The following is a 26,032-nucleotide window of genomic DNA, read 5'->3' on the forward strand; positions in this document are numbered from 1 at the left end:
ATTGAGGCAGTAGTTATGAATTTCCCCGAACGGTTTTCGGACCTACCGGAATATGCATTCCCGCGTCTGCGCACCCTGTTGGATCATCACCAGCCGGGTGGCGAAGTGATTCACATGACCATTGGTGCGCCGATGCATGATTTTCCGGCGTGGGTCACCGATGTGATCACAGAAAACGCGGCCGGGTTTAAGGGATACCCGCCAAACGAAGGTTCGCCCGAATTGCGCTCAGCGATTACAGGCTGGATTGATCGCCGCTATGGCGTTTCGATGGACCCCGACACCAATGTGATGGCGTTGAACGGCACACGCGAAGGCCTGTACAACGCGGCGATGGCACTGTGCCCCGAGCAGAAGAATGGCGAAAAGCCTGCCATTCTGTGCCCGAACCCGTTCTATCAGGTTTACATGGTAGCCTCTCTTTCGGTGCGGGCCGAGCCGTTTTTTGTGCCTGCAACAGCCGCCACTGGTCACTTGCCGGACTATGCCAGCCTGCCTACGGATGTGCTGAACCGCACTGTTGCGGCCTATATCTGTTCGCCTGCCAATCCGCAGGGCGCAGTCGCCTCGCGCGACTATTGGGTCGAACTGATCCAACTGGCCGAAACCTATGATTTCCGCATCTTCGCGGATGAGTGTTATTCCGAGATTTACCGCGAAATAGCACCGGTCGGTGTCCTGACTGTTGCACAGGAACTTGGGGCTGATCCGGAACGGATCACCTTGTTCAATTCTCTTTCCAAGCGGTCCAATCTGGCTGGTCTGCGCTCGGGTCTGATCGCGGGTGGTCCCGAGACCATCAAGAGGGTCAAGCAGTTACGCAACTACGCAGGTGCGCCTTTACCGCTACCTTTGCAGGCTGCCGCCGCAAAAGTTTGGGCAGATGAGGCGCATGTTTTAGAGAACCGCGCGCTGTATCAGGAAAAATACACAATCGCGGATGAGGTTTTCGCGGGCGTGCAGGGCTATATGCCGCCTGAAGCCGGGTTTTTCCTGTGGCTGCCGGTCGAAAATGGCGAGGAAACCGCACTAAGGCTGTGGCAGGAAACCGGTGTTCGGGTTCTGCCTGGTGCATATCTTTCTCAAGGTGATCCGGGGCAAAACCCGGGCGAACAATTTATCCGGGTCGCAATGGTGGCCCCAAAAACAGAGTTGCGGCAGGGGCTGACTACGCTCCGCGACTGCATCTATTCGTGAGGTACGAGGGCAAAATGGCATCATATAACGCGCGCAACCGCGATCCATTGCTGGACAGCACGACACAGGCCGCCATCGAACGGCGCAGCAAGGAACTGATCGGGATCGCCCTGATCCTGCTTGGGCTGGCTTCAGCCGCGATGATCTGGTCCTACACGCCGGTTGATCCGAACTGGATGGTGTCGACAGACGCGCCGGTGCAGAACTGGATGGGGCGGATCGGTGCGTCGATCGCCGCGCCACTGTTCATGATCGTGGGCTGGGGCAGCTGGAGCATCGCAATGGTGCTGATCGGTTGGGGCATACGCTTTGCCGGACATTTTGGTGAGGAACGGGCAGTGGCCCGCCTGATCTTTGCGCCGATCTGGATTGCCATCGTTTCTGTCTACGCCGCGACTTTGGTACCGGGCGAGGCCTGGCGCACGACCCACAGCTTTGGTCTGGGGGGCTTGTTCGGTGATACCGTAATGGGTGCGTTGCTGACACTGCTGCCGATTTCGTCACATTTCATGGTCAAACTGATGTCGCTGGCGATGGCAGCTGGCATGTTGGCATTAGGGACATTCGTTCTTGGGTTCACAAAGGCCGACGTGCGCAAGGGTCTGCGCGCCTTCCTGCTGGGTCTTGTGATGTCCTATGACATGCTGATGAACCTTCTGGGTCGCAGTGCATCAGTCACCGCGCAGGCCGCACGCGATCGCCGGGCGCAGTGGGACGAGCGTAAAGCCGCCCGCGCTGAGGCCGCTGAATCCGTGTTTGACGATGATATGGCCTATGCCGATCCGATGTTCGAAGAGCCGGATTTCGAAGAGCCCGAGCCCGTCAAACCTGGCCTTCTGGCACGGATGCCCAGCCTGATCCGCCGTCCGGATCCGATGCCGGAACCGGAACTGATCGACCGTGACCCGGTTGCCGGATTTGATGAAATGCCTGGTGAAGATCGCATCAAGTCCAAGATTTCCGCAGCCGTGCGCAACCGTAAGGTGGTTACCGGTGAGATGGCACCTGAAGTCGACCCAACCCTGCCTTTGACCAAGGGGCGTGGCCGCGGACCGGACCCGTTGATTCTGAACCCCAGAGGTGGGGAAGAGCTTCCGCCTGAGCCGCCGATGACCTTGGACGGACTGCCACCCGAGCCGATGCTGACAGCAGAACCCGAACCCGAGTGGCAGCAAGAACCCCTGCATCAGGATTTTGCGCCCGAGCCCGTCTATGAGGATGAGGCCGTATTTGAAGACGCACCCGAGCCGGAACCGACCCCGCTTCCTGCGATGAAAATTCCAGTGGCCGAACCGCGCAAACCCGTGGTGGCGCAGCCCGTGCGCCGAGCGCCTGCGCCGTCGCGTCGTGCACAGGCCGAAGCGCAACCTGGGCTGTCCTTTGAAGACCGGCATTCGGACTTCGAGCTGCCGCCGCTGAGCCTGCTGTCCAACCCCTCCAGCATTCAACGTCATCACCTTAGCGATGAGGCTTTGGAAGAAAACGCGCGCATGCTGGAAAACGTGCTGGACGATTATGGCGTCAAGGGTGAGATCACCAGCGTCCGCCCCGGCCCGGTTGTTACCATGTACGAACTAGAGCCCGCTCCGGGCCTGAAAGCCAGCCGGGTTATCGGTCTGGCCGACGATATCGCGCGCTCGATGTCGGCACTGTCGGCACGTGTTTCGACCCTGCCGGGGCGCTCGGTGATCGGGATTGAATTGCCGAATGAAAACCGCGAGATGGTGGTGCTGCGCGAAATCCTTGCCAGCCGTGATTTCGGCGATGGCAACCACGCGCTGCCACTGGCGCTGGGCAAAGATATCGGCGGCGAATCCATGGTCGCAAACCTGGCCAAGATGCCTCACTTGCTGATTGCGGGGACGACCGGTTCCGGTAAGTCGGTCGCGATCAACACCATGATCCTGTCGCTGCTGTATAAGCTGACGCCGGACGAATGCCGCCTGATCATGATCGACCCCAAGATGCTGGAACTGTCCGTCTATGACGGCATTCCGCATCTGCTGTCGCCCGTTGTGACCGACCCGAAGAAGGCGGTTGTCGCCTTGAAATGGGTCGTGGGCGAGATGGAAGACCGCTATCGCAAGATGTCCAAGATGGGCGTGCGCAACATCGCGGGCTACAATGGCCGCGTAAAAGACGCGCTGGCCAAAGGAGAATTGTTCAGTCGCACCGTACAGACCGGGTTTGACGACGAAACCGGCGAGCCAACGTTCGAGACCGAGGAATTCGCGCCCGAGGCGATGCCCTACATCGTCGTGATCGTCGACGAGATGGCTGACCTGATGATGGTCGCGGGCAAAGAGATCGAAGCCTGCATCCAGCGACTGGCGCAGATGGCGCGTGCCTCGGGCATTCACCTGATCATGGCAACACAGCGCCCGTCGGTCGATGTGATCACCGGTACGATCAAGGCGAACTTCCCAACCCGGATTTCGTTCCAGGTGACCTCGAAAGTCGACAGCCGCACCATCCTTGGTGAAATGGGTGCCGAACAACTGCTGGGGCAGGGCGATATGCTATACATGGCCGGTGGTGCCAAGATCACCCGTTGCCACGGCCCGTTTGTTTCGGACGAGGAAGTCGAGGAAATCGTCAACCACCTAAAACAGTTCGGCCCACCGGACTATGTGAACACCGTACTGGACGGCCCATCCGAGGATAAAGCCGACAACATCGATGCCGTATTGGGCCTCAACACCGGTGGCAACACCAACGGGGAAGATGCGCTATACGATCAGGCGGTGGCGATCGTGATTAAGGATCGCAAATGCTCGACCTCGTACATTCAGCGGAAACTTGCCATTGGCTATAACAAAGCTGCGCGACTTGTTGAGCAAATGGAGGATGAAGGCGTTGTTTCGTCGGCAAATCATGTCGGGAAACGCGAAATCCTCGTACCTGAACAATAGGATATTTAATAACAAGGGCAGAGCGCTTATCTGGGAACTTATGAAACAGATTGCCTTTGCCCTTGCTTTGACACTCGCCGCGCCTGCGGCCTGGGCGGCTGATAAGCTGCCGTTGTCCCAAATCTCAAACTACCTCAATGGCCTCAAAACCGTTGAGACCACGTTCACACAAGTCAACGATGACGGCTCGCTGAGCACCGGAAAGCTGTGGATAGAACGCCCCGGTAAGATGCGGTTCGAATATGACCCGCCCAACAGCGCTGTGGTTCTGGCGCGCGCAGGTACGGTGCAGATCTTTGATCCGAAATCTAACCAGCCCCCCGAACAGTATCCGCTAAAACGTACCCCGTTGTCGCTGGTGCTGGCGCGCAACGTCAATCTGGGGCAGGCGAATATGGTGGTTGCCCATGATTTTGACGGGACGGCCACGGTTGTTACCGCTCGGGACCCAAAGAACCCCGATTCCGGCCGGATTGAACTGATGTTCACGGGGGACCCGATCGAGCTGCGCAAATGGGTCATTCACGACAATGCCGGCAGTCAGACGACCGTTCTGCTGGGGCAGCTGAGTACCGGCGGAAATCTCAGCAACGATCTGTTTTCCAGATCAAAAAGAAGCGGGTCAGGCAATCGCTGACCCGCACTCCTGTCAGTAGCGGCAATTGGCCAGCTGCGCCTGATAGAGTTTGGCGCGTGCATCCACGTCATTGGCGACGTTCAACAGCCAGGATTTGCTGTTATGGCTGCCGCGGGCAAAGCCGGTGTGCCCCTCGTGATAGGCCAGATACTGGTTGCGCGTATCTGTGGGGTGAATACCGTTCCGCTGATGGGTTTTGTTCATGTACCAGCCGATGAAATCTGACGCATCGCGGATGCGGTCCCGCTTGGCACGGCGCTTGCCAGTTTCCTTGCGGTATTCATCCCATGTGCCGTCCAATGCTTGGCTGAAACCGTAGGCGCTGCTTTGACGACCCATCGGGATCACACCCAGAACGTATTGGTGCGGCGTACGTGCGTCGTGTTTATAGCGGCTTTCCTGATAGATCGTCGCCATCTGAACGTGAATCGGGACGCCCCATTTCCGTTCGGTGCTTTTGAACGCCTTGATAAAATCAGGCCGTTCGCGCGCAATGCTGCACGCGTCGTTCAGTCTGCTCGGTGGCTGTTTGGACCCGCCACCACAGGATGCCAAAAGCAGCACCCCAAGGAGTACAAAGAAAATTCTGCTCATGTGCCTCGTGCCTTTTTTCTTTATTCTAGCGCAGATTGAGAGTTTAGGAAATCACAATCGTTATAGAACAATCGCTAGAATTAGGGGCAAAGCGCCCACAGACAGCACCGTTGATACCATGACCATCCCGGCAACCGCGTCCGAATCCGCGTCAAACCGCTCGGCCAGCAGGTACGATGTAACCGCGACTGGGGTGCACATCTGCAGGACCAGTACTCCAAAGGCGATGGAATCCAGATCAAAGAAGCGGGCTATTGCCCAGCCGAGCGCGAAACAGACCAGCAGCTTCAGGACGGACAGCCAGATCGCCTGACCCAATTTGCGCGTCGTCAGCCTTGCAATTGCCACGCCGACTGTAATCAACATCATGGGGATGGCCATTTGGCCTAGCAGCTCTAGCGTATTGGTCAGGAACAGTGGCGTTTCCCAGTCTTGCCATAGGAATAAGGCCCCAAGCAGGGTCGCCCAAACCATCGGTTCGCGCGCAACTTTGCCGAATGCACCCTTTCCAGCGACGAGGTAAATTCCATAGGTGAAGGAAAACAGGGCGGTAATTGCCAGGAAAATGACTGCAAAACCCAGACCTGCCTGACCAAACGCAAAAATGCACAGCGGCAGGCCCAGATTTCCGGTATTGCCAAAAATCAGTGGCGACAGGTAAGTCCGACGGTCCAGGTTTGAAAGTCGAACGAAAACGCCAAAGGCCACGGCAAGGCCAATATAACCCGCAATTGCGGCCAGTGTGAAGCGGGTCAACTCTCCTGCCGGGATCTCGGTTTGCATCAGCGCCACAAAGATCAGGCTGGGCACGGCAAGCGTCACAGCAAGGCGCGTCACAAACTCCAAACGGTACTCAAAACCAAGTTTGACCCAGGTGAATCCAATGCCCGCCAGCAGAAAAACCGGCGCCACAATTTCGAACACTGTCAGTAAGATGTTCACAGACTGTTTCCTTTAATTTCCGATCAATGATTGGCATTCCGGCCCGGAAAGAGGTAGTAAGATCTCTGGGGGCTGAGATAATGCTGAAGACAAATGCCAAGTACCGCCTGGGACAGGTGGTCCGCCACAAAAAGCATCCCTTCCGAGGGGTGATTTTTGACGTGGACCCGGAATTTTCCAACACAGAAGAGTGGTATCAGGCCATTCCCGAGGACAGCCGGCCCATCAAGGATCAGCCGTTTTACCATCTGCTCGCAGAAAACGACCAATCCTTCTATGTGGCTTATGTTTCAGAACAAAATCTGATTGCGGACCAATCCGGGGAACCGGTGGAGCATCCTGATATTCCTGACATGTTCGGTCCTTTCGAGAATGGCGCGTACCCGCTGCACTTTAATTTGAACTAAGTGATTTGGTGCGCCAGATTGCGCGCCCTGGTGGTCAGTAACCTAACGCACAACCGTCTTTTCTGGGGTCACTTGCGCCTTCCAGAACACCATCTGTGCGGATTCGGATTGCTTGCGCTCCGCCAAGGGGCGTTTCTGGAACCTGAACGTTGTGTCCAAAATCGCTCAATTGTTGAGATGTTCTGGGCGGAATTCCGCGTTCAAGTTTCAGAACGCCGCCGTCTGCAAAGGCGCGCGGGGCGTCCACAGAGGCCTGCAAACCCAACCCATGATCAGTGAGGTTGGACAATAGGCGTGCATGGCCTGTTGGTTGAAAAGCTCCGCCCATCACGCCAAATGGCATGAGCACACGGCCATCCTGTTTGAGCATACCGGGAATGATCGTGTGCATCGGGCGTTTGCCCGGGCCAAGCTCGTTTGGGTGACCGGCGCTCAGGTTGAAGCCTGAGCCGCGGTTTTGCAGCAAAATCCCGTATTTTTCCGATGCGATGCCAGACCCGAAGCTGTGAAATATGGAATAGATCAGCGAAACGGCCATCCGATCCCGGTCAACAACCGTGATATAGACCGTGTCCTTATGAATGGACTCGGTTAGTGGGGCCGCCGCTGGCATGGCGCGCTTGGGGTCAATCAACGCGGCCAGCTTGTCCGCCACGCTCTGGTCGAGGAATCGTTCAGCGTGGGTTGTGTGATCGGGGTCCGCAATGAACCGATTGCGCGCGTCATAGGCGAGTTTCGAGGCCTCGGCCTCAAGATGGATGAGTTCTGGGCCAAACGGATCAAGGCCCGCTAGGTCAAAGTTTTTCAGGATATTCAAAAGCAGGATCGACGTCGCACCCTGTCCGTTTGGCGGGTGTTCGACCAGATCAATGCCGTTGTAACTTCCGCTGAGGGGCTGGGTTTCTGTGCATTGCGTGGCCAGAAAATCCTGAGCCGTGTGAACTCCGCCCAATGCCGTCAGGGCGTCGGTCATATCCTGCGCAATTTCACCGGAATAAAAGGCATCACGGCCATTGCGTGCAATCTGGCGCAGGACCTCTGCCTGCCCCGGCGCGCGAAAGATCTGGCCTACATTTGGTGCTTTGCCGTCAGTCAGATAATGCCTGCGTGCAGCCCCCTGCAGCGTGTCAGCCCCCGTTTTCCAATCATAGGCGACACGGGGTGCGACCGGGACACCGGCTTCAGCATAGTGAATGGCAGGTGCCAGTATCACATCCAGCCCAAGCCTGCCCTCGGTTTCTGCCAGATGGCAAAAGGCATCAATCGCACCGGGAATTGTTACCGCATCGGGTGTGTTCAACGGCACTGTATCCAGCCCCTTGGCCCGCAACTTGTCCGCATTGGCCGCCGCCGGCGCGCGTCCGGACCCGTTTAGGGCGCGTATCTGATCTTCGCCTGCGCGGTTGAACAGGACAAAGCAATCGCCACCGATGCCCGTCATCTGCGGCTCGCAAATGCCCAGCAGCACAGCGCCTGCGATGGCGGCGTCCATGGCATTTCCGCTTTGCTCCAGGATATTTACGGCAACCTGCGCGGCCAGAGGATGCGATGTGGCGCACATTCCTTCGGTTGCCAAAACTTCGGACCGACCCGGAGTGTGAAAATCCCGCATAGCTTTGCCTTCCCCTTTTGAACACGCCGAACGTAAAGCGCGGTCACGGATTGTCTAGTCACATCAGTGGGAAGGGAGATCCTCGGCGCCGTTCACTGGGTGGGGGCTGTGACACTAGGCGCCGAGGGAAGCTATCTGAGCTACAGATATCTTTTTGCCCTTTGTTTGCGGCGCGCCAATGGTGCGATCGGGGCCTTTATGTGGCCTTTTTGAGTCCGGCGGAGCGGTTTGGGAAGTCAAACCGCAGTGACAACCGGTTGCAGCCATTGCGATGCTCATAGCGAATGTCGCTGGTCAGTTCATGGATCAGGAACCAGCCAAACCCGCCTTCGGGTAACTCATCGAGCGTCGATCCCAAAGGCGCAGGCACACCATCCGGCACGCGAAAGCCGGGCAACGGATTCCCTGTGTCAGAGATCAAAATGTCCAGCCAGTTTTGATGTAACCGACAATGCACCCTGACCTTGGCCGGAGTGACGCCCGCATAGGCATGCTCGACCACATTGTTGATCGCCTCGGCCAGCGCGATTTTAACATCGCTCGCCTTGTGTGACGGCAGGCCCTGCACCTCAAGCCCTTTGCTAAGCTGGGCGATGCCAGCGCTGGCTTCAGTTTCCGTGGCAGCAAAGCTCAGATCCAAGCAGTTCCCATTCCCCATGGACATCGCGCCTATTCAATCCGTGTATTCATTCCGCCGACCGTGCAAGGGCGTCGTCCAGGGTCTGGTAAAGATTGAAAACCGTATCCATACGGGTCAGCCGAAACACCTTTTCGACAAAAGGGTGTAGCCCAGCTAGATCCAGTCTGCGGTCGCTGCCCAGTTGCTTCATCGACGCGACGATGGCCCCCAGGCCGCTTGAATCGATGAATTCGACACCCGTCAGGTCCAGGACAACGCGCGGCGCGCCACCGTCGGCCTCATTGCGCATGTCTTCCTTGAACTGAATTGCCATTGCGGCATCGATACGGTCAGAATGCACCGTTATGATCTGCGTTGTGTCTGTTGTTTTACTGGTCAGGGCCATGCGCGCGGGCTCTCTAAACTAAAAATCACTCGTAGAAATACGCTAGACGGCAATTCTTACCATTCGGTATCCATCTCAGTAGAGAAGCGGAGGAGCATCCAAATGAAACAAGTCGTTATCGCTGGCGCAGCACGTACCCCGATGGGTGGGTTTCAGGGGATGTTCGATACAGTGACAGCAGCCGATCTAGGCGGCGTTGCGATCAAGGCCGCGCTGCAGGGTGCAGGGACAGAGACCGTCGACGAAGTTCTGATGGGGTGCGTCCTGCCTGCCGGGCAGGGCCAGGCACCGGCCCGTCAGGCCGGTTTCGCAGCTGGGCTGGGCGACGACGTTCCGGCCACGACGCTCAACAAAATGTGCGGCTCGGGTATGAAAGCAGCCATGATGGCCTACGATCAGATTGCATTGGGGCACGCGGACACAGTGATTGCAGGCGGGATGGAGAGTATGACGAACGCGCCATACCTTCTGCCCAAAATGCGCGAGGGCGCGCGATTGGGTCATGCGCAGGCAATGGATCATATGTTTCTGGACGGGCTCGAGGACGCCTATGACAAAGGTCGCCTGATGGGCACATTCGCCGAAGACTGCGCCGAGGCCTATCAGTTCACGCGCGAGGCGCAGGATGAATACGCTCTGCGTTCTTTGTCGAATGCGCTGGCTGCACAGGAAGATGGTGCATTTGCGGATGAAATCACTCCCGTCTCGGTCCGCACTCGCAAGGGCGAAGTCACCCAGCCCGCGGATGAGCAGCCGCTTTCTGCGCGGCCCGAGAAAATCCCAACGCTCAAGCCGGCCTTTCGAAAGGATGGCACCGTCACGGCTGCAAATTCTTCTTCGATTTCAGATGGTGCTGCCGCGTTGGTGCTGGCATCGGAGGACGCGGCACAGGCGCAGGGCCTGAGCGTCCGCGCCCGTATTGTCGGCCACGCCAGCCACGCGCAGGCTCCAGCGCTGTTTACGACCGCACCAGTCCCGGCCGCGCAAAAATTGCTGACCAATATCGGTTGGCCGAAAGAAGATGTTGACCTGTGGGAGGTCAACGAAGCCTTTGCCGTCGTGCCGATGGCGTTCATGCACGAGATGGGCTTGCCCCGCGATATCGTCAACGTGAACGGCGGGGCTTGCGCACTTGGGCATCCGATCGGTGCGTCGGGTGCACGGATCATGGTCACCCTGCTGAACGCGTTGGAAAAGCGAAACCTGAAACGCGGGGTGGCGGCCATCTGCATCGGCGGTGGCGAAGGCACGGCGATAGCCATCGAACGCGTTTGACGCTTCACCTTTTTCCAAATACTCCGGAGCAAAGCCCTGCCACGAGTTCCGACATGACAGCTGATTACGATACACTCGCCAAGACCATCGCCGCACTGACCGAGGGTGAAACCGACGACGTGGCCCTGATGGCCACCATCGCGTGCGAGGTGCATCATTCCGATGATCGTTTTGACTGGACAGGGTTTTATCGTGTCACCGAGCCGGGGCTTTTGAAGATTGGACCTTATCAAGGTGGGCATGGCTGTCTGGTCATCCCGTTCGACCGCGGTGTCTGTGGCGCTGCCGCCCGTACGGGCGAGGTACAGTTGGTGCCGGATGTGGATGCGTTTCCGGGCCATATCGCCTGCGCATCTTCGACCAGATCCGAGGTGGTGCTGCCTGTGCGCAACGCCACCGGTGACGTCATTGCGGTGTTTGATATCGACAGTGATCAACCCAACGCGTTCAATGAACAAGACGCAAGGCAACTGAGCGGAATTCTGTCCAGCGTATTCGCCAAATAACAATGGCCGAGGGCGTACCCCCGGCCATTTTGATTAGTGTGTGCTTCCTGTCAGGTGCTCAGAAGCTTGGCTTTCTGCGCCGCAAACTCCTCATCCGTCAGAACGCCTTTTTCCTTGAGCGCGGCAAGTCGTTCCAGCTCATCCGCAGCAGATACTGTGGCTACCGAGCGGATATAGTCCTTTTGCGCCTGTTCGATCTGGCTCATGGCCTCGGCATTGTGCTGGTGCATCTTGTCGCCGCGGACGATCAAGTAAGCCAGAACGCCCATCCATGGAATCAGGATGACAAAGGCGATCCAGACTGCCTTTCCACCGCCACTTAGGTCCTTGGATCGGAAGACATCGGCCACAACCGAAATCATCACCCAGAACCAGGCCACCATCAGGAACAGCCAGAAGATTGACCAGACTATGTCGAAGAAACCGATACCGTTGTCCATTTGTCATCCAACCCTTTGCGAATGCCTAAGAATATTCATATTCAGATAACATGGACTGTAGCAGACAGTTTGCCGGTTGGTTAGTGTCAATTCTCTGATGGTTTTACTACGCTACGCCAGGCTGGGTAATTCAATGACCGTTAGAAGATAGGCCAGCACAGCTTGAATGCCGAATATCCCAAAGATGTAGTATGAAAACAGCCGCTTGCGGGTTTTGTGTCTGAAAATCCACCGCCCCAGCAATGCGCCTGGACTGCCGCCCAGCGCCGCTAACCACAATAGGTTTCGTTCCGGGATACGCCTTTTCCGCCGTCTTGCCCGCAGCTTATCCCAGCCAAAGGCAAGCAAAGTCAGGGTGTTGACGACCCACAGATAAATCACCGCAATCCACATGGTGGACGGATATCCAAACATTGTTGTGGACCCAAGTGAAAAAAATCTTGGTTTTTTCACGGAATCATTGCATCGTGAAAAACGAGGAGAAAATTTCACCAAACTTCGGAGCGTTCAGTGAACAGCCAAGCCCCGCACAGCGCCACACTCGGAGCCGATCTTCGGGCTTTGCGTAAGGCGCGTGGGTTGACGCTGACCGAGATCGCTGCACGTCTGGGTCGTTCTGTTGGTTGGCTTAGCCAAGTCGAGCGCGACAAGTCCGACCCCTCAATTTCCGACCTGCGCCAGATTGCCGAATGTCTGGGCGTGCCGATGTCGATGCTGTTCGCGCATTCCTCCGCTCCGGCAGATGAGCAGGGGTATGTGGTGCGCGCCGGAACGCGCCGCCCGATGGGGTCCGGTGAGGAAGGGTTGATCGAAGAACTGCTGTCGCCCGATCTGACCGATGATTTCGAAATGGTGCATTCCACATTCAAGCCCCGATCGAAAATGCAAACCCCGGCCAACCGACCAACGCAGGAGGTTGGGTACATGGTGTCAGGGCGGTTGGAACTGACGATCAGTGGGCGCCAGTTTTCGGTCGGCCCCGGCGACAGCTTTCGGATCAAACATGAACCCTATCAATGGTCGAACCCCTATGATGAGCCCGCAGTGGCCATCTGGGTTATCGCTCCGCCGGTGTACTGATGAGCTTTGAAGCCTGGACCATATTCGCGCTGTTTTGGGTGGTGTTCGTCACCACGCCGGGGCCGAACGCGGTCAATTGCATTTCAAACGGGATGAGCCTGCCGTTTCCCAAAGCGATGCTGGGCGTGCTGGCGATTCTAACGCAGGCCAGCACGTTTCTTGTCCTGTCAGCGCTGGGTGTGACCGCGTTGATCGCAGCATCCCCAACCGGGTTTTTTATCGCCAAACTGGTAGGGGCAGGGTTCCTGATCTGGGTTGGGGTTCGCGGCTGGATGAATGCCACGCGCCCGGCCCCGGCAAGTGAACGACCCGCGCGCCATGTGTATCTGCACGCATTGGCGGTCGCTGCGATCAATCCTAAAAGCGTGGCAGGGTACCTCGCTGCCTTTTCCCAGTTTGTGCAGCCTGATGTTCCGATCTGGCAGCAGATGGTCGTCATCATGCCTACGGCGCTGATTATCACCACGCTCAGCTATACCGGGTTCACCGTGTTGGGCGCGCTGATGGGCAAGGCTGCGCTGGGAGCGGTTTTCAACACTTGGGTGCGTCGTGTCATGGCCGCCTGTTTCATAATCTATGGCGTGTTGCTGGGTGCCAGCTCCACGCCCGCAGCTAGGGGGTAATCAGATGCACAACGGTTCTTGCCTCTGCGGCGCAGTCGCGTTCACGATTGACGGAGAGTTGTCGCCGCCTTCGGCCTGCCACTGTGGTCAGTGCCGAAAACAGTCCGGCCATATCTGGTCTTCGACCTGGACGCATCAGGACAAACTGAGCTTCACCGCAAGCGATACGCTGACTTGGTTCCGCGCCTCGGACACCGCCCGTCGCGGGTTCTGCCGGTCGTGCGGTTCATTCCTCTTCTGGCAGCACAATGACGAGGACACGATTTCAATTTCCATGGGTGCGCTCAGCGAGCCCACGGGTCTAACGCTATCGAAGCATATCTTTGTCGCCGACAAGGGCGATTACTACGACATCACGGACGATCTGCCCCAACGGGCACAGTAACAAGGATCAAGACAAATGAGCGATTTTCCGACAAAAGCCCGCGTGGTTGTTATCGGTGGTGGTGTGGTGGGGGCTTCCTCACTGTACCATCTGGCCAAGAAAGGCTGGACCGACTGCGTTCTGCTGGAAAAGAACGAACTGACCGCAGGTTCGACCTGGCACGCGGCGGGTAACGTTCCGACGTTCTCTACGTCTTGGGCGATCATGAACATGCAGCGCTATTCAACCGAGCTATATTCGCGGCTGGGCGAAGAGGTTGATTACCCGATGAGCTATCACCAGTCCGGCTCGATCAGACTGGCGCATAGCAAGGAACGGATGCAGGAGTTCGAGCGGGCGATGTCGATGGGCCTGTATCAGGGTATCCCGATGGAGTTGTGGACCCCGGAAGAGGCCAAGGAACGCTATCCATTCCTGGAAACGCACGATCTTGAAGGTGTGTTGTATGACCCGACTGATGGCGATATCGACCCGGCGCAGTTGACGCAGGCGCTGGCTAAGGGTGCCCGGGACTTGGGGCAGAAGATCATTCGTTTCTGCCCTGCAACCGGCGTGACCCAGCATGATGACGGCACCTGGACCGTGCACACCGACAAGGGCGATATTGCCTGTGATTATGTGGTCAATGCCGCTGGTTACTATGCACAACGTGTGGGCGAGTGGTTTAAGCCTTTCGGCGGCCGTACCGTTCCCGCAATGGTCATGAGCCATCAATACCTGCTGACCGACGAGATCCCCGAGATCGAGGAATGGTCAAAGGAGAATGGCGGCAAGAAGCTGCCTCTGCTGAGGGACGTGGATATCTCATACTACCTGCGGCAGGAGAAGCACGGCTTCAACCTCGGCCCTTATGAGCCCAACTGCAAGGGCCATTGGATGACCGAAGATGACCCGATGCCCGAAGATTTCTCGTTCCAGCTGTGGAATGACGACCTGGACCGCATCGAAGACATCGTTACCGACGCAATGGAGCGGGTTCCGTTGATGGCGACCTCCGGAGTTGGCCGTGTGATCAACGGCCCGATCCCCTATGCGCCGGACGGGCTGCCGCTGATCGGCCCAATGCCCGGTGTGAAAAACGCGTTCGAGGCACACACATTCACCTTTGGCATCGCTCAGGGCGGTGGTGCAGGCAAGGTGCTGGCCGAATGGATCGTCGATGGCGCGACCGAATGGGATATGTGGGCCGTCGACCCGCGTCGCTACACCGATTACACAGATCAGGACTACTGCAACCAGAAAGGTCTGGAAGTTTACGGCAACGAATACGCCATGCATTTCCCTCATCATGAATGGCCCGCGGCGCGCGACAAGAAACTGTCACCGGTGCATGACAAGGTCAAAGCGCTGGGCGGCGTGATGGGTGCCTATAACGGATGGGAGCGGGCCAACTGGTTCGCGAAGCCGGGCGATGACACGTCGCTTGATGCAACCCATACCTGGGGTCGGTCCGGCCCGTGGGAGCAACGAATCCAAGAAGAATGCGAGGCCGTGCGAGACCATTGTGGCGTACTAGATCTGCCAGGCTTCTCGCGCTTCATGGTCAAGGGAGAGGGCGCCGCTGAGGCGCTGCGCGGCCTCGCAACCGGTGGGTTGCCAAAGGTCGGCCGGATGAACCTCATCTATATCTCTGACGACCGTGGCCGCATTCTGACCGAGATGTCCTGTATCCGTCTTGGTGAGGATGAGTTCATCATGATCACCGCCGCAACTGCACAGTGGCATGATCGGGACATCCTGATGAACGCGATGCCTGCGAGTGTTTCGATTGAAGACGTGACCACGACACGGGATACACTGATCGTCACTGGTCCGAAGTCGCGCGAGATACTGTCGACTATGACGGATGCGGATCTGACCTCGGGGTGGCTGACTCATCAGTCTGCGACCGTTGCAGGCCAGCCCGCCTATCTGATCCGCGTCTCCTTCGCGGGTGAGCTGGGATGGGAAGTCCACGCTCTGAACGAGCATATGCCCGCGATCTATGACGCGATCATCGATGCCGGTGCCAAGCCGTTCGGTATGTACGCTCTGAACTCGCTGCGGATCGAAAAGGGATACCGTGCATGGAAGGGCGACCTGTCGACCGACTACTCTCTGCTGGAAGGCGGTCTTGGGCGGTTCGTCAAACTCGACAAGCCGCAGGATTTCCCCGGCAAGGCTGCAATCCTGAACGAAAAGCAGCAGGGCGTGAAGAAGTCGTTTGTCACTCTGACCGTGGACGCGGGCGATTGCGACGCCCCGTATATGTCGTGTATCTGGCAGGGCGATCAGATCGTGGGCGAGACCACGTCAGGCGCATGGGGATACCGCGTTGGCAAATCCATCGCGCTGGGCATGATCAAGGCCGAGCTTGCCAACCCCGGCACCGAGCTTGAGGTCGAAATCTACGGCCAAAAGTGCCGCGCTGTGGTAGAGCAGGATCAGCCACTCTGGGATCCCGAGAACAAACGGTTGCGCGCTTAACCTCTCGCGGAGACTGCCATGAGCAAACGATACGCCAAACTGGGACCCGGCGAGGGTCCCAACTATGACTGGGAAAATGACCACACCTTTGTGAAGGTGTCTGGTCAGGATACCGATGGCGCATACACGCTCATGGAAGACAATCTGAAGGCCAGCTTCGCGCTTGGCCTTCATCGCCATGATACCCACGCCGAGACCTTCTACTTTCTGGAAGGCGCGGTGGATTTCTACGTTGATGGCGACTGGCATCGCTGTACGCCCGGCACAACCATGCATGTGCCACCCGGAGTACCCCATGCGTGTCGTGTCGCCGATGGCACGCCCGCCAGAATGCTGATGATCTTTCAGCCCTCGGGGTTCGACGAGTTTCTGGCCGAACTGGCGACAATGACCGAGGCTGACTTTGCAGATGAGGCGAAAATGGCCGAACTGAACGCGCGTTACGACATTGTGTCGATGGGGCCGGTTCCAACCCATCCGGAAGACAGGGCCTGAAGATGACCACGCCCACGAAAATGTCCGGCGTTTACCTGACGCGCCACGGCGGTCCCGAAGCGCTGGAATGGCGCGAGGATATTCCGGTCCCAACGCCGGGTCCGGGGCAGGTTCTGGTTCGGGTCGCGGCCGCAGGGGTAAACAACACCGACATCAATACACGGGTCGGCTGGTATTCCTCGGACGTGACCGGGGCAACGGACGCCGTTGATCAGGATGTTGATGCCGGAGGCTGGGGAGGTGCGTTGGCGTTTCCGCGCATTCAGGGCGGCGATCTATGTGGGATAGTCGAACTGGCAGGGCAAGAGACCGGGTTTCAAGCCGGGCAACGGGTGACCTGCCCGATCAACTTGCCACGCCCACGTCCCGGCAATCCGAATGGCTTTATCGCATTAGGCTCTGAAATCGACGGAGCGTTTGCGCAATACTGTCTAGTTCAGGCCGACGACCTGTATGACGTGACGGCCTCACCCCTGTCAGATGTCGAAATCGCCGCCATCCCCTGTGCATTTGGCACGGCCGAGAACCTGTTAACCCGTGCTGGCGTGGCCGCTGGGCATAAGGTGCTGATTACCGGTGCCTCGGGTGGCGTGGGCCTTGCCGCTGTGCAACTGGCGTCTCTACGCGGGGCGACAGTTTGGGGCGTTACGGGATCAACCAAGGCCGAGGTGGTCAAAGCGCAGGGGGCCATGGACACCTTTGACCGCAACGCGCCGCTGCCCAAGGACATGTTCGACGTCGTGATCGACGTTGTCGGAGGCCCGGCTTGGCCCGGCCTGATCCTGGCCCTGAAACCCGGCGGTCATTATGCCGTTTCCGGGGCAATCGCAGGACCAATCGTTTCGGCTGACCTGCGTGAGATCTACCTGCGCGACATCACGATTCACGGCTGCACACATCAGGCATTTGAAGTCTTTGGCCGCCTTGTCGAGATGATGAATGCGGGCCGCATCAAGCCTTTGGTTTCCAGGACCTATCCACTAAGAGACATCGCCAAGGCGCAAGAGGACTTCCAGTCCAAGGTGCTGCCGGGAAAACTCGTTCTGATTCCTTAGGAAGGTTGGCAAATGGCAGAAATCACGCTTCTGGATGGCTCGATTGGGCAAGAACTGGTCAAACGCAGTGGGGACAAACCCACTCCGCTGTGGTCGACGCGCGTAATGATCGACCATCCCGAATTGGTGGAAGAGGTCCACGCCGAATATTTCCGCCGTGGCGCGACGGTTGCAACGACCAACACCTACGCGGTCCATCGTTCTCGGTTGGAGCGTCTGGATATGGAGGATCAATTGCCCGACCTGGTCCATACTGCGGTTGCTCAGGCGAACCGTGCGCGCGCGGGCGGTTCCGGGCGCATCGCCGGGGCGCTGGGTCCTTTGCTGGCGTCCTATCGCCCCGATCTAAATCCTGATGTGGAAGACGCCGCCGAAAAGTTTGCCGAGTTGGTTAACCTCATGTCCGATGACGTCGACTTTTTCCTGATCGAAACCGTTTCGTCGGTGCAAGAGGCCGAGGGGGCCCTGCGCGGCACGGCGGAGGCAGGCAAGCCGGTCTGGCTGGCGCTTTCTGTAATGGATGATGACGGAACACGGCTGCGATCCGGTGAAATGCTTGCCGATATTGCGCCTCTTGTGGATCGGTTCAACCCTGACGCTGTTCTGATAAACTGTTCCCGCCCCGAGGCCGTTTCTGCTGCGCTGAAGGTCATCGCCACGATGAGGCGACCATTTGGGGCCTATGCAAATGGGTTCACCGGGATTGCACAGGATTTCCTGAAAGACGCGCCGACTGTCGACGTGTTGACACAGCGCCACGATCTTGGACCCGAGGCTTATGCCGATCATGCCATGGAATGGGTAGCGCAGGGGGCAACGATTGTTGGCGGATGCTGCGAAGTCGGACCGGATCACATAGAGGTCCTTGCCGATCGATTGCGGTCCGCCGGGCACCGGATTGTCTGAGAGGAACGTGATGCCATCGCCATCGAACATCCCGGCTTCTAACGCGCAGCGACATTTCGACATCGTTGTCGCGCCGGGCTATGTGCTGCTGGAACTGGCGTCATTGGTTGAGGTGCTGCGGTTGGCCAACCGCGTTTGTCCGAGCCCGCCATTCACCTATGCCTATCGCTCTCTGAGGGGTGGCCCGGTCGCCAGCAGCAGCGAGGCGACGATCCAGACCGACCGCATTCCGTCGCAGCCCAACGCGGACTATTTGTTCGTCATTGGAAATTCCGACCCCGATCATCCTGATCTGTCGCTGGGGCGTGTTGTGTCGGATTATACTTTCCGCGGTGCACAGGTCTTTTTGCTGTCCGAAGCTGCAAGCCGCTACATCGACGAGCAGGGGACCGAGGACATGTCGACCCACTGGGAGAACGCGTCCTTCCTGCGTGAACGTCGCGCCCAGTTCGAGGCCAAACTGTCGATTGCAACAGAACAGGGCGCCGTGGTGACCTGCGCCGGGATGGAGGCCACTACTGATGTCGCGCTGGCGGTGATCGGGCGCCACATCTCAGGGCCAACCAGAATGACGGTGGCCGACATCATGCTGCACGAGAACATCCGGGATTTCTCGTCTCTCCAGCCATTTTCCGGATCAAAGACTACAGCTACCGGTGATGCCAAACTGGACCAGTGCATCAAGGTGATGCAGGCCAATATCGAAGACCCACTGCCGATTAACGAGATCGTCGAAGCGCTAAAGCTTTCGAACCGATCGCTGGAACGGAAGTTCAAGAACTATTTCGGAACCACGCCAAACGGCTTTTACCGCGAAATGCGACTGGCCAAGGCCAATAACCTGCTGCTGAACACAACGATGAGTGTTCGCGAAATTGGTCTTGCCTGCGGGTTTCCCAACGGTTTCTCGTCAGTCTACAAAAGCTTTTTCGGCGTAACCCCCTTTGTGCTGAGACGTGAAAAACGGCAAGTCAAACAACGTTGATTTTTGCAAATGGGCTGACGTTTTTCGTACATTCTGTGTCGCTCTTCCGTGTCATTTTGGGTGGAAACTCATAAAGCGGAATCATGAGAATGGCTGATCTTCCAAACAAGGCCCGTGCTGTCATCATCGGTGGCGGTGTCATCGGATGTTCGGTGGCGTATCACCTGACCAAGAAAGGCTGGAAAGACGTTGTCCTTCTGGAGCGTAAGCAGCTGACCAGCGGCACGACCTGGCATGCGGCGGGTCTGATCGCCCAGCTGCGCGCAACGGCAAACATGACAAAACTGGCGAAGTACAGCCAGGAACTCTATGGCTCGCTCGAAGAAGAAACCGGTGTGGCCACAGGCTTTAAACGCTGTGGATCAATCACCGTGGCGCTAACCGAAGAGCGCAAAGAAGAGATCTACCGTCAGGCGGCCATGGCGCGCGCTTTCGGCGTCGAGGTCGAAGAAATCGAGAATGAACGTGTTCAGGAGCTGTATCCCCACATCAACCTCGAAGGCGCGAAGGGTGCTGTTTACTTACCGCTGGATGGTCAGGGTGACCCGGCCAACATTGCCTTAGCGCTGGCAAAGGGCGCCCGTCAGCGTGGCGGTATCGTCAAAGAACGTGTGAAAGTCACCGACATCGTCAAGCAGGGCCGCAAGGTGACCGGAGTAGACTGGGTCGCGGATGACGGCAGCGCTTCAGGTCATATCGAATGCGACATGGTGGTGAACTGCGCCGGTATGTGGGGGCATCAGGTCGGCCAGATGGCTGGCGTGAACGTGCCGTTGCACGCCTGCGAACACTTCTACATCGTTACCGAAAATATCGACGGTTTGACTCAGCTGCCGGTTCTGCGCGTTCCCGACGAATGCGCGTATTACAAAGAGGACGCAGGCAAAATCCTGTTGGGTGCATTTGAACCGAATGCCAAGCCCTGGGCGATGGACGGTATTCCTGATACCTTTGAATTCGACCAGCTGCCCGAGGATTTCGACCATTTCGAACCGATACTCGAAGCCGCGTGTGAACGTATGCCGATGCTGGCCGAAGCGGGTATTCACACCTTCTTCAACGGGCCCGAGTCGTTTACCCCCGATGACGCCTATCATCTGGGCCTCGCGCCTGAGATGGACAATGTCTGGGTCGCGGCGGGCTTCAACTCGATTGGCATCCAGTCCGCCGGTGGCGCTGGCATGGCGCTGGCCGAATGGATGGACAGCGGTGAAAAACCGTTCGATCTGGGAGACGTGGACATCAGCCGGATGCAGCCGTTCCAGGGGAATAAGCAGTACCTGTTTGAGCGCTCGAAAGAGACCCTAGGCCTGCTCTACGCTGACCATTATCCCTATCGCCAAAAGGCCACTGCGCGCGGCGTGCGTCGGACCCCATTCCACCACCACCTGCTAGAACAGGGCGCGGTCATGGGCGAGTTGGCGGGTTGGGAACGTGCCAACTGGTTCGCGAATGAAGGGCAGGAGCGCGAGTATCAGTACAGCTGGAAACGCCAGAACTGGTTCGAGAACTCGGCTGCCGAGCATAAAGCCGTGCGCGAGAATGTCGGCATGTATGACATGTCGTCCTTTGGCAAAATCCGCGTTGACGGCCCCGATGCCGAAGCATTCATGAACTATATCGGTGGCGGCGATTACTCGGTCCCGAATGGCAAGATCGTCTATACTCAGTTCCTTAACCGCGCAGGCGGGATTGAGGCGGACGTGACCGTCACCCGCCTGACCGAGACCGCTTATCTGGTGGTGACCCCGGCAGCGACCCGTTTGGCTGACCAGACCTGGATGCAGCGCCATGCGGGCAACTTCAACGTCGTCGTCACCGATGTTACAGCGGGTGAGGGTGTTCTGGCCATTATGGGTCCAAATACGCGTACGCTGCTTGAAAAGGTCTCGCCCAACGATTTCACCAACGCGACCAACCCGTTCGGCACCGCACAAGAAATCGAGATCGGCATGGGCCTGGCCCGCGCCCACCGTGTTACCTACGTGGGAGAACTTGGCTGGGAAATCTATGTCTCGTCCGACATGGCAGGTCACGTGTTCGAAACCTTGCACGAAGCAGGTCAGGATATGGGGTTGAAACTGTGCGGCATGCACATGATGGATAGCGCCCGGATCGAAAAAGGCTTCCGCCACTTCGGCCATGACATCACTTGCGAGGACCACGTCGTCGATGCCGGTCTTGGTTTTGCGGTCAAGGTCGACAAGGGCAGCGATTTCATCGGGCGCGAAGCGGTGATTGCGCGCAAGGAAAGCGGACCGCATAACCGCTTGGTTCAGTTCAAGCTGACCGATCCGGAACCGCTGTTGTTCCATAACGAACCGATCATCCGGGACGGCGAGTATGTGGGCTATCTGTCCTCAGGCAACTATGGCCACACGCTGGGCGGTGCGATTGGTCTGGGTTATGTGCCCTGCGAAGGCGAAAAGGCCACTGACGTTTTGGCCTCGACCTACGAGATCGATGTGTGCGGCGTCAAAGTCAAAGCCGAGGCGTCGCTCAAGCCGATGTACGACCCAAAATCCGAGCGCGTTAAAGTTTAGCGCCAAGGTTTGACACACGGGGCGCTGCGGCGCCCCGTTTTATTGGTACATATCAATTTTCTTGATGCGACCGTTCACGGTTTTCGCAGTTTCCAAACCCTCCGGAACAGCCGTATAGACAAACGGTATCACCCGGAGCTCCATGATGGCGGACGTCGCAACATCACCCCAGAATGAGGACACGCCAAAAGGATTGGCTCTGGCGGTGACCGCCTACGTTCTATGGGGTTTCCTGCCGCTTTACATGAAAGCTCTGGCGCATATCGGGCCGGTCGAGATCGTGGCGCATCGGATTGTATGGTCGGTGCCTGTGGCCGGGCTGTTGCTGGTGGCGCTAGGGCGAACCGGGGATTTGAAGGCTGCCTTACAAAACCCGAAAATGCTGGGCATGGCCTGTCTGACTGCGGCTTTGATCTCGGTGAATTGGGCCATTTACGTCTGGGCGATTGCCAGCGGTAACGCATTGGACGCAGCGTTGGGCTATTACATCAACCCGCTGTTCAGCATTGCACTAGGGGCAATCCTGTTACGTGAGCCATTGAATCGTACGCAATTGGCGGCGGTGGGGTTAGCTGCTTTGGGCGTGCTGGTATTGATCGTCGAAGCGGGTCGGCTGCCGTGGGCCGCGCTGGCCCTGACGGTCAGTTGGGGGTTTTATGCTTTCTTCAAACGCTCGCTGCCCATCGGCCCCAATCAGGGCTTTCTGCTAGAGGTTCTGATCCTGCTGATCCCAGCCTTAGTCTACATCACCTGGTTGGGGGCAAAAGGAACCGGCCACTTTGGCGCTGCCGCTGGGGACACCATGCTGCTGGCCTGTGCCGGCATTGTCACCGCTGTTCCGCTGCTGGTCTATGCCAACGGGGCCAAATTGGTGCGGTTGTCCACAATGGGAATCCTGCAGTACATCGCGCCGACGATGATCTTTATCACTGCGATTACCGTGTTTGGGGAACAGATCGATCGGGGCCGTATGATCGCCTTCCCGCTGATCTGGGCGGCTTTGGTGGTCTATACGATCCCGATGATCCGTCAGATGCGGGGTCAGCGCTGATGCAATAAGTCGGCCGCGGCCTCCGCCCACAAGCGATAGGCTTTGGGGCTTGGGTGATATCCGTCCGGAGCAGCCAGTGCCGGGTCATCCGGAAACTCCAATGACAGGTGCCGGGCTTGCGGGAATGTCGCAGCGGCCTTTTGCAATCCCCGATCCAGCCGGGCCGCCTGTCGCCCCAGTGCCCAGGCCAGCGGCTGGGGCAGAGCCGGAAAACGGTTCATTTGTGGCACGGCAGTAACCACGACACGTCGAACACCCAGGTTGCTCGTCAGATGATCCAGAAGTTGGGTCTGCAAAGCCGTGAACTTTTGCCGGGATACTCCACGCGTGACGTCGTTTACACCCAAGGCTGTCACGGCGGCGTCATAGCTGCCTTCAAGGCGGTTCAATCGTTCCAGCGTATCCTGTGTTGTGTGACCCGTCGTCGCCTCCAGTCGCCACTCCACGCTGTAATGGCAGGCCAACCGCGCCACGAGAAACCCCGATAGTGCCTGTTGCTGTCGCCCAGCCCCCACACCGGCGGCCGAGCTGTCACCAGCGATGAGCAGCCGCAAACGGGGGCCGCGCCCTTCTCGCCCTTGCCGCGGGCCAGACGGTTCGGGCAGCAGCTGAGCGTTACGACGCACGGAAATCGCCTGTGCTGCCAGAACCGGCAACAGTGGGACACGCAATATCTGATCTGCGGCAATCGGGGCAGTCATGGTTAGCTGAGCGCGTTTTTGTATTCGAGGAAGCGGGCGTCCGTCATAACCCGAGCCATCATCGCCTCGCGCAGGGCACCAATGGTCTTGTAAGGGCGCATGACGACCTCGAATTTCTGTATCAGACCCTCATCGTTCAACGTGATCAGATCGACGCCGACCGCGTCCAGATCCCCGACCTTGCATTGAAATTCCAACGCCCAATCTTTGCCTTCACCCATAATCCGGCGATAGCGGAAGTCGGAAAACACCTGTCCCACGTGACCCAGAACAGCCGCCACCGGTTCGCGTCCGGTCCAGGTGCTGTAGTAAGTTGGCGGGGAAAACCGTACGTCTTCGGCCAGCAATTCGTGGATCAGGGTTTCATCGCCCTTGGCGACAACGTCTTGCATGCGCGCGATTGTGGGGTGCATGGGCTCTCCTCTGCTTTGGGTCTGAGAGTTGCTGAACCGATCCGTTCAGGCAAGCCCGACGTTGCGGGAACCTACGCCGTGCGATAGGCAGGCGCGCATGAGCGAGACCTATGATCCCCCGAATACGCCGTTGGATGTGCTGCATGAGGATGCACAGCTGATCGTGGTGAACAAACCCTCGGGGTTGTTGTCCGTTCCGGGGCGCGGTGTGCATCTGGCCGATTGCCTGCTGACCCGCGTACAGGCGGTGTTTCCGCAGGCTTTGCTGGTGCATCGGTTGGATCGGGATACGTCGGGTGTCATGGTGTTTGCCCAGTCACCGCACGCACAGCGGCATCTGAGCATGCAATTCGAGAAACGCCAGACCCGAAAAACTTATGTTGCGCGCGTTTGGGGTCGGATCGAGCAAAAGACCGGAACCGTTGATCTACCGTTGATTGTAGATTGGCCAAACCGACCGCTTCAGATGGTCTGTCATGAGACTGGCAAGCCTGCTGTCACTGACTGGCGATTTGTAAAGTACGAGGGCGAGACGACGCGCGTCCGGTTGTTTCCTAAAACGGGCAGATCGCATCAGTTGCGCGTTCATATGCAAGCATTGGGTCATCCCATTCTGGGCGATCCATTCTACGCCGACGGACCTGCGCGCGATTTCCCGCGTCTGATGCTGCACTCTGAGGAATTGCGCCTGAAAAACCCCGAGGGCGGAGTTTCGATGAAATTCCGCGCCCCGGCTGACTTCTGATCTCAGGCTGTGCTTGTCCACAGCATCTTGAGGTTGCCCAGCGAGAACCGCTTGGTCCGTTTGCGCGGAGCACAGGGCTGACGGGCTGCCATGATTTCGCGTTCGATCTCGAACGCGCGCAAGGTGTGATCCTGTGCCCAGCGGTCCAGTTTCAATGTCATCATTACGTGATTGTCGAGGTATGGCATGGTCGACCTCCTTTGGTTTGTTTTCCAAAGATCGCCGATCACTCCTGACACCATGTTGTCAGGGGGGTGTGCTAGAGTGTCAGCAGACCGCCCGGAGAACCCAATGCGCCGCTCGACCCGTTTGTTTGAAATTATCCAGATTTTGCGATCTGCCGAGGCGCCGGTAACGGCCGAGGCACTGGCAGAAAAGCTCGAAGTGTCAGCGCGTACCGTCTATCGCGATATCGCCGCTTTGCAGGCACAGCGCACCCCGATCGAGGGTGAAGCAGGCGTGGGATACCTGATGCGCCGCGGGTACGATCTGCCGCCGTTGAACTTCGACGCGGAAGAGGTCGAGGCGTTGTGGGTTGGCCTGTCTATGCTGGCGCGCACGGGGGACAGTACTCTGCAACAGGCTGCTGACCGGGTGTGCCGCAAGATCGATGCGCTGCGTGCGCCTGCCGATTGGCTGCAGGTCGCCCCTTGGGGCGCTCCGATGGACGATCCTGCCAAGGGTTGCGTGCCCGTTGTGAACTATCGCGAGGCCATCCGTGCCGAACGCAAGATCGGTATTACCTACGTGAATGCCGAGGGCGAGCGAACCGAGCGGGTTGTCAGGCCCGTGGCCCTGATCTACCACATCGAATGCACGATGCTGGTGGCGTGGTGCGAGCTGAGGAATGGCTTTCGCCATTTTCGCACGGATCGCATTTGGGCCTGCGAACTGACGGATGATCATTTCTGCGGGCAAGGGGAGCCCCTGCGTGCAATCTGGCAAGATCAGAACCAGTGGGATCCCGCTGAGCGGCGGTAAATTGCCGACTTCACCCGATTGTTGCTTGAGCCTATGTTGAGGTAACGCGATATACT

At 58.0% G+C, this 26,032-nt stretch carries 28 protein-coding genes; 18 read left to right on the forward strand and 10 right to left on the reverse strand.

Annotated elements, in window-relative coordinates; translation table 11 throughout:
• Nucleotides 1-15: 15 nt before the first annotated feature.
• Genes AC2FJC_RS10015 through AC2FJC_RS10025 form a run of 3 tightly spaced genes read left to right on the forward strand, consistent with a single transcriptional unit; the run spans nt 16 to nt 4,746 of the window.
• Nucleotides 16-1,197 carry an aminotransferase class I/II-fold pyridoxal phosphate-dependent enzyme gene (locus AC2FJC_RS10015; RefSeq protein ID WP_496739393.1) on the forward strand — a complete coding sequence of 394 codons (1,182 nt, stop codon included), beginning with the start codon at nt 16-18 and terminating at the stop codon, nt 1,195-1,197.
• A gap of 14 nt (nt 1,198-1,211) precedes the next feature.
• Nucleotides 1,212-4,109, forward strand: coding sequence for a DNA translocase FtsK (locus AC2FJC_RS10020; protein WP_496739394.1), 2,898 nt, complete (start codon nt 1,212-1,214; stop codon nt 4,107-4,109).
• A 40-nt stretch (nt 4,110-4,149) separates the two neighbouring features.
• Nucleotides 4,150-4,746, forward strand: a complete 597-nt coding sequence (locus tag AC2FJC_RS10025; protein ID WP_282120310.1) for a LolA family protein — start codon at nt 4,150-4,152, stop codon at nt 4,744-4,746.
• A 12-nt stretch (nt 4,747-4,758) separates the two neighbouring features.
• Here AC2FJC_RS10025 and AC2FJC_RS10030 read toward each other — a convergent pair whose 3' ends face one another.
• Nucleotides 4,759-5,340 (reverse strand): transglycosylase SLT domain-containing protein, encoded by a 582-nt coding sequence (locus tag AC2FJC_RS10030; protein WP_496726575.1) that lies wholly within the window; start codon nt 5,338-5,340, stop codon nt 4,759-4,761.
• A 60-nt stretch (nt 5,341-5,400) separates the two neighbouring features.
• Entirely contained in the window at nt 5,401-6,282 is an 882-nt protein-coding gene (locus AC2FJC_RS10035) for an AEC family transporter (protein ID WP_496739395.1), read from the reverse strand.
• 80 nt (nt 6,283-6,362) lie between these two features.
• On the opposite strand from AC2FJC_RS10035, the gene hspQ reads away from it, so the two are divergent.
• Entirely contained in the window at nt 6,363-6,689 is a 327-nt protein-coding gene (gene hspQ, locus AC2FJC_RS10040) for a heat shock protein HspQ (RefSeq protein ID WP_058272652.1), read from the forward strand.
• Between the two features lie 34 nt (nt 6,690-6,723).
• On the opposite strand, the gene AC2FJC_RS10045 is transcribed toward hspQ, so the two are convergent.
• The 3 genes from AC2FJC_RS10045 to AC2FJC_RS10055 all read right to left on the reverse strand — a co-directional run bounded on the left by AC2FJC_RS10045 (nt 6,724) and on the right by AC2FJC_RS10055 (nt 9,326).
• Nucleotides 6,724-8,301 (reverse strand): gamma-glutamyltransferase family protein, encoded by a 1,578-nt coding sequence (locus tag AC2FJC_RS10045; protein WP_496739396.1) that lies wholly within the window; start codon nt 8,299-8,301, stop codon nt 6,724-6,726.
• A gap of 196 nt (nt 8,302-8,497) precedes the next feature.
• Nucleotides 8,498-8,959 (reverse strand): ATP-binding protein, encoded by a 462-nt coding sequence (locus AC2FJC_RS10050; protein WP_496739397.1) that lies wholly within the window; start codon nt 8,957-8,959, stop codon nt 8,498-8,500.
• Between the two features lie 28 nt (nt 8,960-8,987).
• Entirely contained in the window at nt 8,988-9,326 is a 339-nt protein-coding gene (locus AC2FJC_RS10055) for an STAS domain-containing protein (protein WP_480792036.1), read from the reverse strand.
• A gap of 102 nt (nt 9,327-9,428) precedes the next feature.
• Here AC2FJC_RS10055 and AC2FJC_RS10060 point away from each other — a divergent pair, with 102 nt between their 5' ends.
• Nucleotides 9,429-10,601 (forward strand): thiolase family protein, encoded by a 1,173-nt coding sequence (locus AC2FJC_RS10060; RefSeq protein ID WP_496739398.1) that lies wholly within the window; start codon nt 9,429-9,431, stop codon nt 10,599-10,601.
• Between the two features lie 53 nt (nt 10,602-10,654).
• The gene (locus AC2FJC_RS10065) at nt 10,655-11,107 is read left to right on the forward strand and encodes a GAF domain-containing protein (RefSeq protein ID WP_496739399.1); all 453 of its coding nucleotides are present in this window, start codon (nt 10,655-10,657) and stop codon (nt 11,105-11,107) included.
• 50 nt (nt 11,108-11,157) lie between these two features.
• On the opposite strand, the gene AC2FJC_RS10070 is transcribed toward AC2FJC_RS10065, so the two are convergent.
• Nucleotides 11,158-11,547 carry an SHOCT domain-containing protein gene (locus AC2FJC_RS10070; protein WP_058279764.1) on the reverse strand — a complete coding sequence of 130 codons (390 nt, stop codon included), beginning with the start codon at nt 11,545-11,547 and terminating at the stop codon, nt 11,158-11,160.
• A 111-nt stretch (nt 11,548-11,658) separates the two neighbouring features.
• A complete protein-coding gene (locus AC2FJC_RS10075; protein WP_496739400.1) occupies nt 11,659-11,961 on the reverse strand; it encodes a DUF1294 domain-containing protein in 303 nt (100 codons plus the stop codon).
• Between the two features lie 96 nt (nt 11,962-12,057).
• Between AC2FJC_RS10075 and AC2FJC_RS10080 the strand changes: the two genes are divergently transcribed.
• From AC2FJC_RS10080 to rarD, 10 genes are all read left to right on the forward strand, one after another.
• Nucleotides 12,058-12,627 (forward strand): helix-turn-helix domain-containing protein, encoded by a 570-nt coding sequence (locus tag AC2FJC_RS10080; protein WP_472724551.1) that lies wholly within the window; start codon nt 12,058-12,060, stop codon nt 12,625-12,627.
• A complete protein-coding gene (locus AC2FJC_RS10085) occupies nt 12,627-13,250 on the forward strand; it encodes a LysE family translocator (RefSeq protein ID WP_496739401.1) in 624 nt (207 codons plus the stop codon). Before AC2FJC_RS10080 ends, AC2FJC_RS10085 begins: the two co-directional genes overlap by 1 nt.
• Nucleotides 13,251-13,254: 4 nt before the next feature.
• Nucleotides 13,255-13,635 carry a GFA family protein gene (locus tag AC2FJC_RS10090; RefSeq protein ID WP_496739402.1) on the forward strand — a complete coding sequence of 127 codons (381 nt, stop codon included), beginning with the start codon at nt 13,255-13,257 and terminating at the stop codon, nt 13,633-13,635.
• 15 nt (nt 13,636-13,650) lie between these two features.
• Complete coding sequence (locus AC2FJC_RS10095) at nt 13,651-16,101, forward strand: GcvT family protein (protein ID WP_496739403.1); 2,451 nt, start codon at nt 13,651-13,653, stop codon at nt 16,099-16,101.
• Between the two features lie 18 nt (nt 16,102-16,119).
• Entirely contained in the window at nt 16,120-16,596 is a 477-nt protein-coding gene (locus AC2FJC_RS10100) for a cupin domain-containing protein (RefSeq protein WP_496739404.1), read from the forward strand.
• A gap of 2 nt (nt 16,597-16,598) precedes the next feature.
• The gene (locus AC2FJC_RS10105) at nt 16,599-17,651 is read left to right on the forward strand and encodes an alcohol dehydrogenase family protein (protein ID WP_496739405.1); all 1,053 of its coding nucleotides are present in this window, start codon (nt 16,599-16,601) and stop codon (nt 17,649-17,651) included.
• 12 nt (nt 17,652-17,663) lie between these two features.
• The gene (locus AC2FJC_RS10110) at nt 17,664-18,557 is read left to right on the forward strand and encodes a homocysteine S-methyltransferase family protein (RefSeq protein ID WP_496739406.1); all 894 of its coding nucleotides are present in this window, start codon (nt 17,664-17,666) and stop codon (nt 18,555-18,557) included.
• Nucleotides 18,558-18,567: 10 nt separating this feature from the next.
• Entirely contained in the window at nt 18,568-19,542 is a 975-nt protein-coding gene (locus tag AC2FJC_RS10115; protein WP_282120297.1) for a GlxA family transcriptional regulator, read from the forward strand.
• 89 nt (nt 19,543-19,631) lie between these two features.
• Nucleotides 19,632-22,085 (forward strand): GcvT family protein, encoded by a 2,454-nt coding sequence (locus AC2FJC_RS10120; RefSeq protein WP_496739407.1) that lies wholly within the window; start codon nt 19,632-19,634, stop codon nt 22,083-22,085.
• A gap of 145 nt (nt 22,086-22,230) precedes the next feature.
• Nucleotides 22,231-23,136 carry an EamA family transporter RarD gene (gene rarD / locus AC2FJC_RS10125; protein WP_108861142.1) on the forward strand — a complete coding sequence of 302 codons (906 nt, stop codon included), beginning with the start codon at nt 22,231-22,233 and terminating at the stop codon, nt 23,134-23,136.
• On the opposite strand, the gene AC2FJC_RS10130 is transcribed toward rarD, so the two are convergent.
• Nucleotides 23,127-23,837 (reverse strand): SGNH/GDSL hydrolase family protein, encoded by a 711-nt coding sequence (locus AC2FJC_RS10130; protein WP_496739408.1) that lies wholly within the window; start codon nt 23,835-23,837, stop codon nt 23,127-23,129. The two genes, rarD and AC2FJC_RS10130, sit on opposite strands and share 10 nt — an antisense overlap.
• Nucleotides 23,838-23,839: 2 nt before the next feature.
• A complete protein-coding gene (locus AC2FJC_RS10135) occupies nt 23,840-24,250 on the reverse strand; it encodes a nuclear transport factor 2 family protein (protein WP_496739409.1) in 411 nt (136 codons plus the stop codon).
• A gap of 97 nt (nt 24,251-24,347) precedes the next feature.
• On the opposite strand from AC2FJC_RS10135, the gene AC2FJC_RS10140 reads away from it, so the two are divergent.
• Complete coding sequence (locus AC2FJC_RS10140; protein WP_496739410.1) at nt 24,348-24,995, forward strand: RluA family pseudouridine synthase; 648 nt, start codon at nt 24,348-24,350, stop codon at nt 24,993-24,995.
• Between the two features lie 2 nt (nt 24,996-24,997).
• On the opposite strand, the gene AC2FJC_RS10145 is transcribed toward AC2FJC_RS10140, so the two are convergent.
• Nucleotides 24,998-25,183, reverse strand: coding sequence for a hypothetical protein (locus AC2FJC_RS10145; protein ID WP_058272537.1), 186 nt, complete (start codon nt 25,181-25,183; stop codon nt 24,998-25,000).
• 103 nt (nt 25,184-25,286) lie between these two features.
• On the opposite strand from AC2FJC_RS10145, the gene AC2FJC_RS10150 reads away from it, so the two are divergent.
• Nucleotides 25,287-25,976, forward strand: coding sequence for a helix-turn-helix transcriptional regulator (locus tag AC2FJC_RS10150; protein ID WP_496739411.1), 690 nt, complete (start codon nt 25,287-25,289; stop codon nt 25,974-25,976).
• The last annotated feature ends 56 nt before the right edge of the window (nt 25,977-26,032 follow it).

It is taken from the genome of Ruegeria sp. CDSB117, from assembly GCF_059611005.1.

Coding starts and splice junctions, on each gene's coding strand:
- AC2FJC_RS10150 (WP_496739411.1), top strand. CDS start 25,287: ATGCGCCGCTCGACCCGTTTGTTTGAAATTATCCAGATTTTGCGATCT.
- AC2FJC_RS10055 (WP_480792036.1), bottom strand. CDS start 9,326: ATGGCCCTGACCAGTAAAACAACAGACACAACGCAGATCATAACGGTG.
- AC2FJC_RS10110 (WP_496739406.1), top strand. CDS start 17,664: ATGGCAGAAATCACGCTTCTGGATGGCTCGATTGGGCAAGAACTGGTC.
- AC2FJC_RS10045 (WP_496739396.1), bottom strand. CDS start 8,301: ATGCGGGATTTTCACACTCCGGGTCGGTCCGAAGTTTTGGCAACCGAA.
- AC2FJC_RS10025 (WP_282120310.1), top strand. CDS start 4,150: ATGAAACAGATTGCCTTTGCCCTTGCTTTGACACTCGCCGCGCCTGCG.
- AC2FJC_RS10015 (WP_496739393.1), top strand. CDS start 16: ATGAATTTCCCCGAACGGTTTTCGGACCTACCGGAATATGCATTCCCG.
- AC2FJC_RS10130 (WP_496739408.1), bottom strand. CDS start 23,837: ATGACTGCCCCGATTGCCGCAGATCAGATATTGCGTGTCCCACTGTTG.
- AC2FJC_RS10085 (WP_496739401.1), top strand. CDS start 12,627: ATGAGCTTTGAAGCCTGGACCATATTCGCGCTGTTTTGGGTGGTGTTC.
- rarD (WP_108861142.1), top strand. CDS start 22,231: ATGGCGGACGTCGCAACATCACCCCAGAATGAGGACACGCCAAAAGGA.
- AC2FJC_RS10090 (WP_496739402.1), top strand. CDS start 13,255: ATGCACAACGGTTCTTGCCTCTGCGGCGCAGTCGCGTTCACGATTGAC.
- AC2FJC_RS10145 (WP_058272537.1), bottom strand. CDS start 25,183: ATGCCATACCTCGACAATCACGTAATGATGACATTGAAACTGGACCGC.
- AC2FJC_RS10120 (WP_496739407.1), top strand. CDS start 19,632: ATGGCTGATCTTCCAAACAAGGCCCGTGCTGTCATCATCGGTGGCGGT.
- AC2FJC_RS10095 (WP_496739403.1), top strand. CDS start 13,651: ATGAGCGATTTTCCGACAAAAGCCCGCGTGGTTGTTATCGGTGGTGGT.
- AC2FJC_RS10060 (WP_496739398.1), top strand. CDS start 9,429: ATGAAACAAGTCGTTATCGCTGGCGCAGCACGTACCCCGATGGGTGGG.
- AC2FJC_RS10075 (WP_496739400.1), bottom strand. CDS start 11,961: ATGTTTGGATATCCGTCCACCATGTGGATTGCGGTGATTTATCTGTGG.
- AC2FJC_RS10065 (WP_496739399.1), top strand. CDS start 10,655: ATGACAGCTGATTACGATACACTCGCCAAGACCATCGCCGCACTGACC.
- AC2FJC_RS10070 (WP_058279764.1), bottom strand. CDS start 11,547: ATGGACAACGGTATCGGTTTCTTCGACATAGTCTGGTCAATCTTCTGG.
- AC2FJC_RS10100 (WP_496739404.1), top strand. CDS start 16,120: ATGAGCAAACGATACGCCAAACTGGGACCCGGCGAGGGTCCCAACTAT.
- AC2FJC_RS10135 (WP_496739409.1), bottom strand. CDS start 24,250: ATGCACCCCACAATCGCGCGCATGCAAGACGTTGTCGCCAAGGGCGAT.
- AC2FJC_RS10105 (WP_496739405.1), top strand. CDS start 16,599: ATGACCACGCCCACGAAAATGTCCGGCGTTTACCTGACGCGCCACGGC.
- AC2FJC_RS10030 (WP_496726575.1), bottom strand. CDS start 5,340: ATGAGCAGAATTTTCTTTGTACTCCTTGGGGTGCTGCTTTTGGCATCC.
- AC2FJC_RS10140 (WP_496739410.1), top strand. CDS start 24,348: ATGAGCGAGACCTATGATCCCCCGAATACGCCGTTGGATGTGCTGCAT.
- AC2FJC_RS10020 (WP_496739394.1), top strand. CDS start 1,212: ATGGCATCATATAACGCGCGCAACCGCGATCCATTGCTGGACAGCACG.
- hspQ (WP_058272652.1), top strand. CDS start 6,363: ATGCTGAAGACAAATGCCAAGTACCGCCTGGGACAGGTGGTCCGCCAC.
- AC2FJC_RS10115 (WP_282120297.1), top strand. CDS start 18,568: ATGCCATCGCCATCGAACATCCCGGCTTCTAACGCGCAGCGACATTTC.
- AC2FJC_RS10050 (WP_496739397.1), bottom strand. CDS start 8,959: ATGGGGAATGGGAACTGCTTGGATCTGAGCTTTGCTGCCACGGAAACT.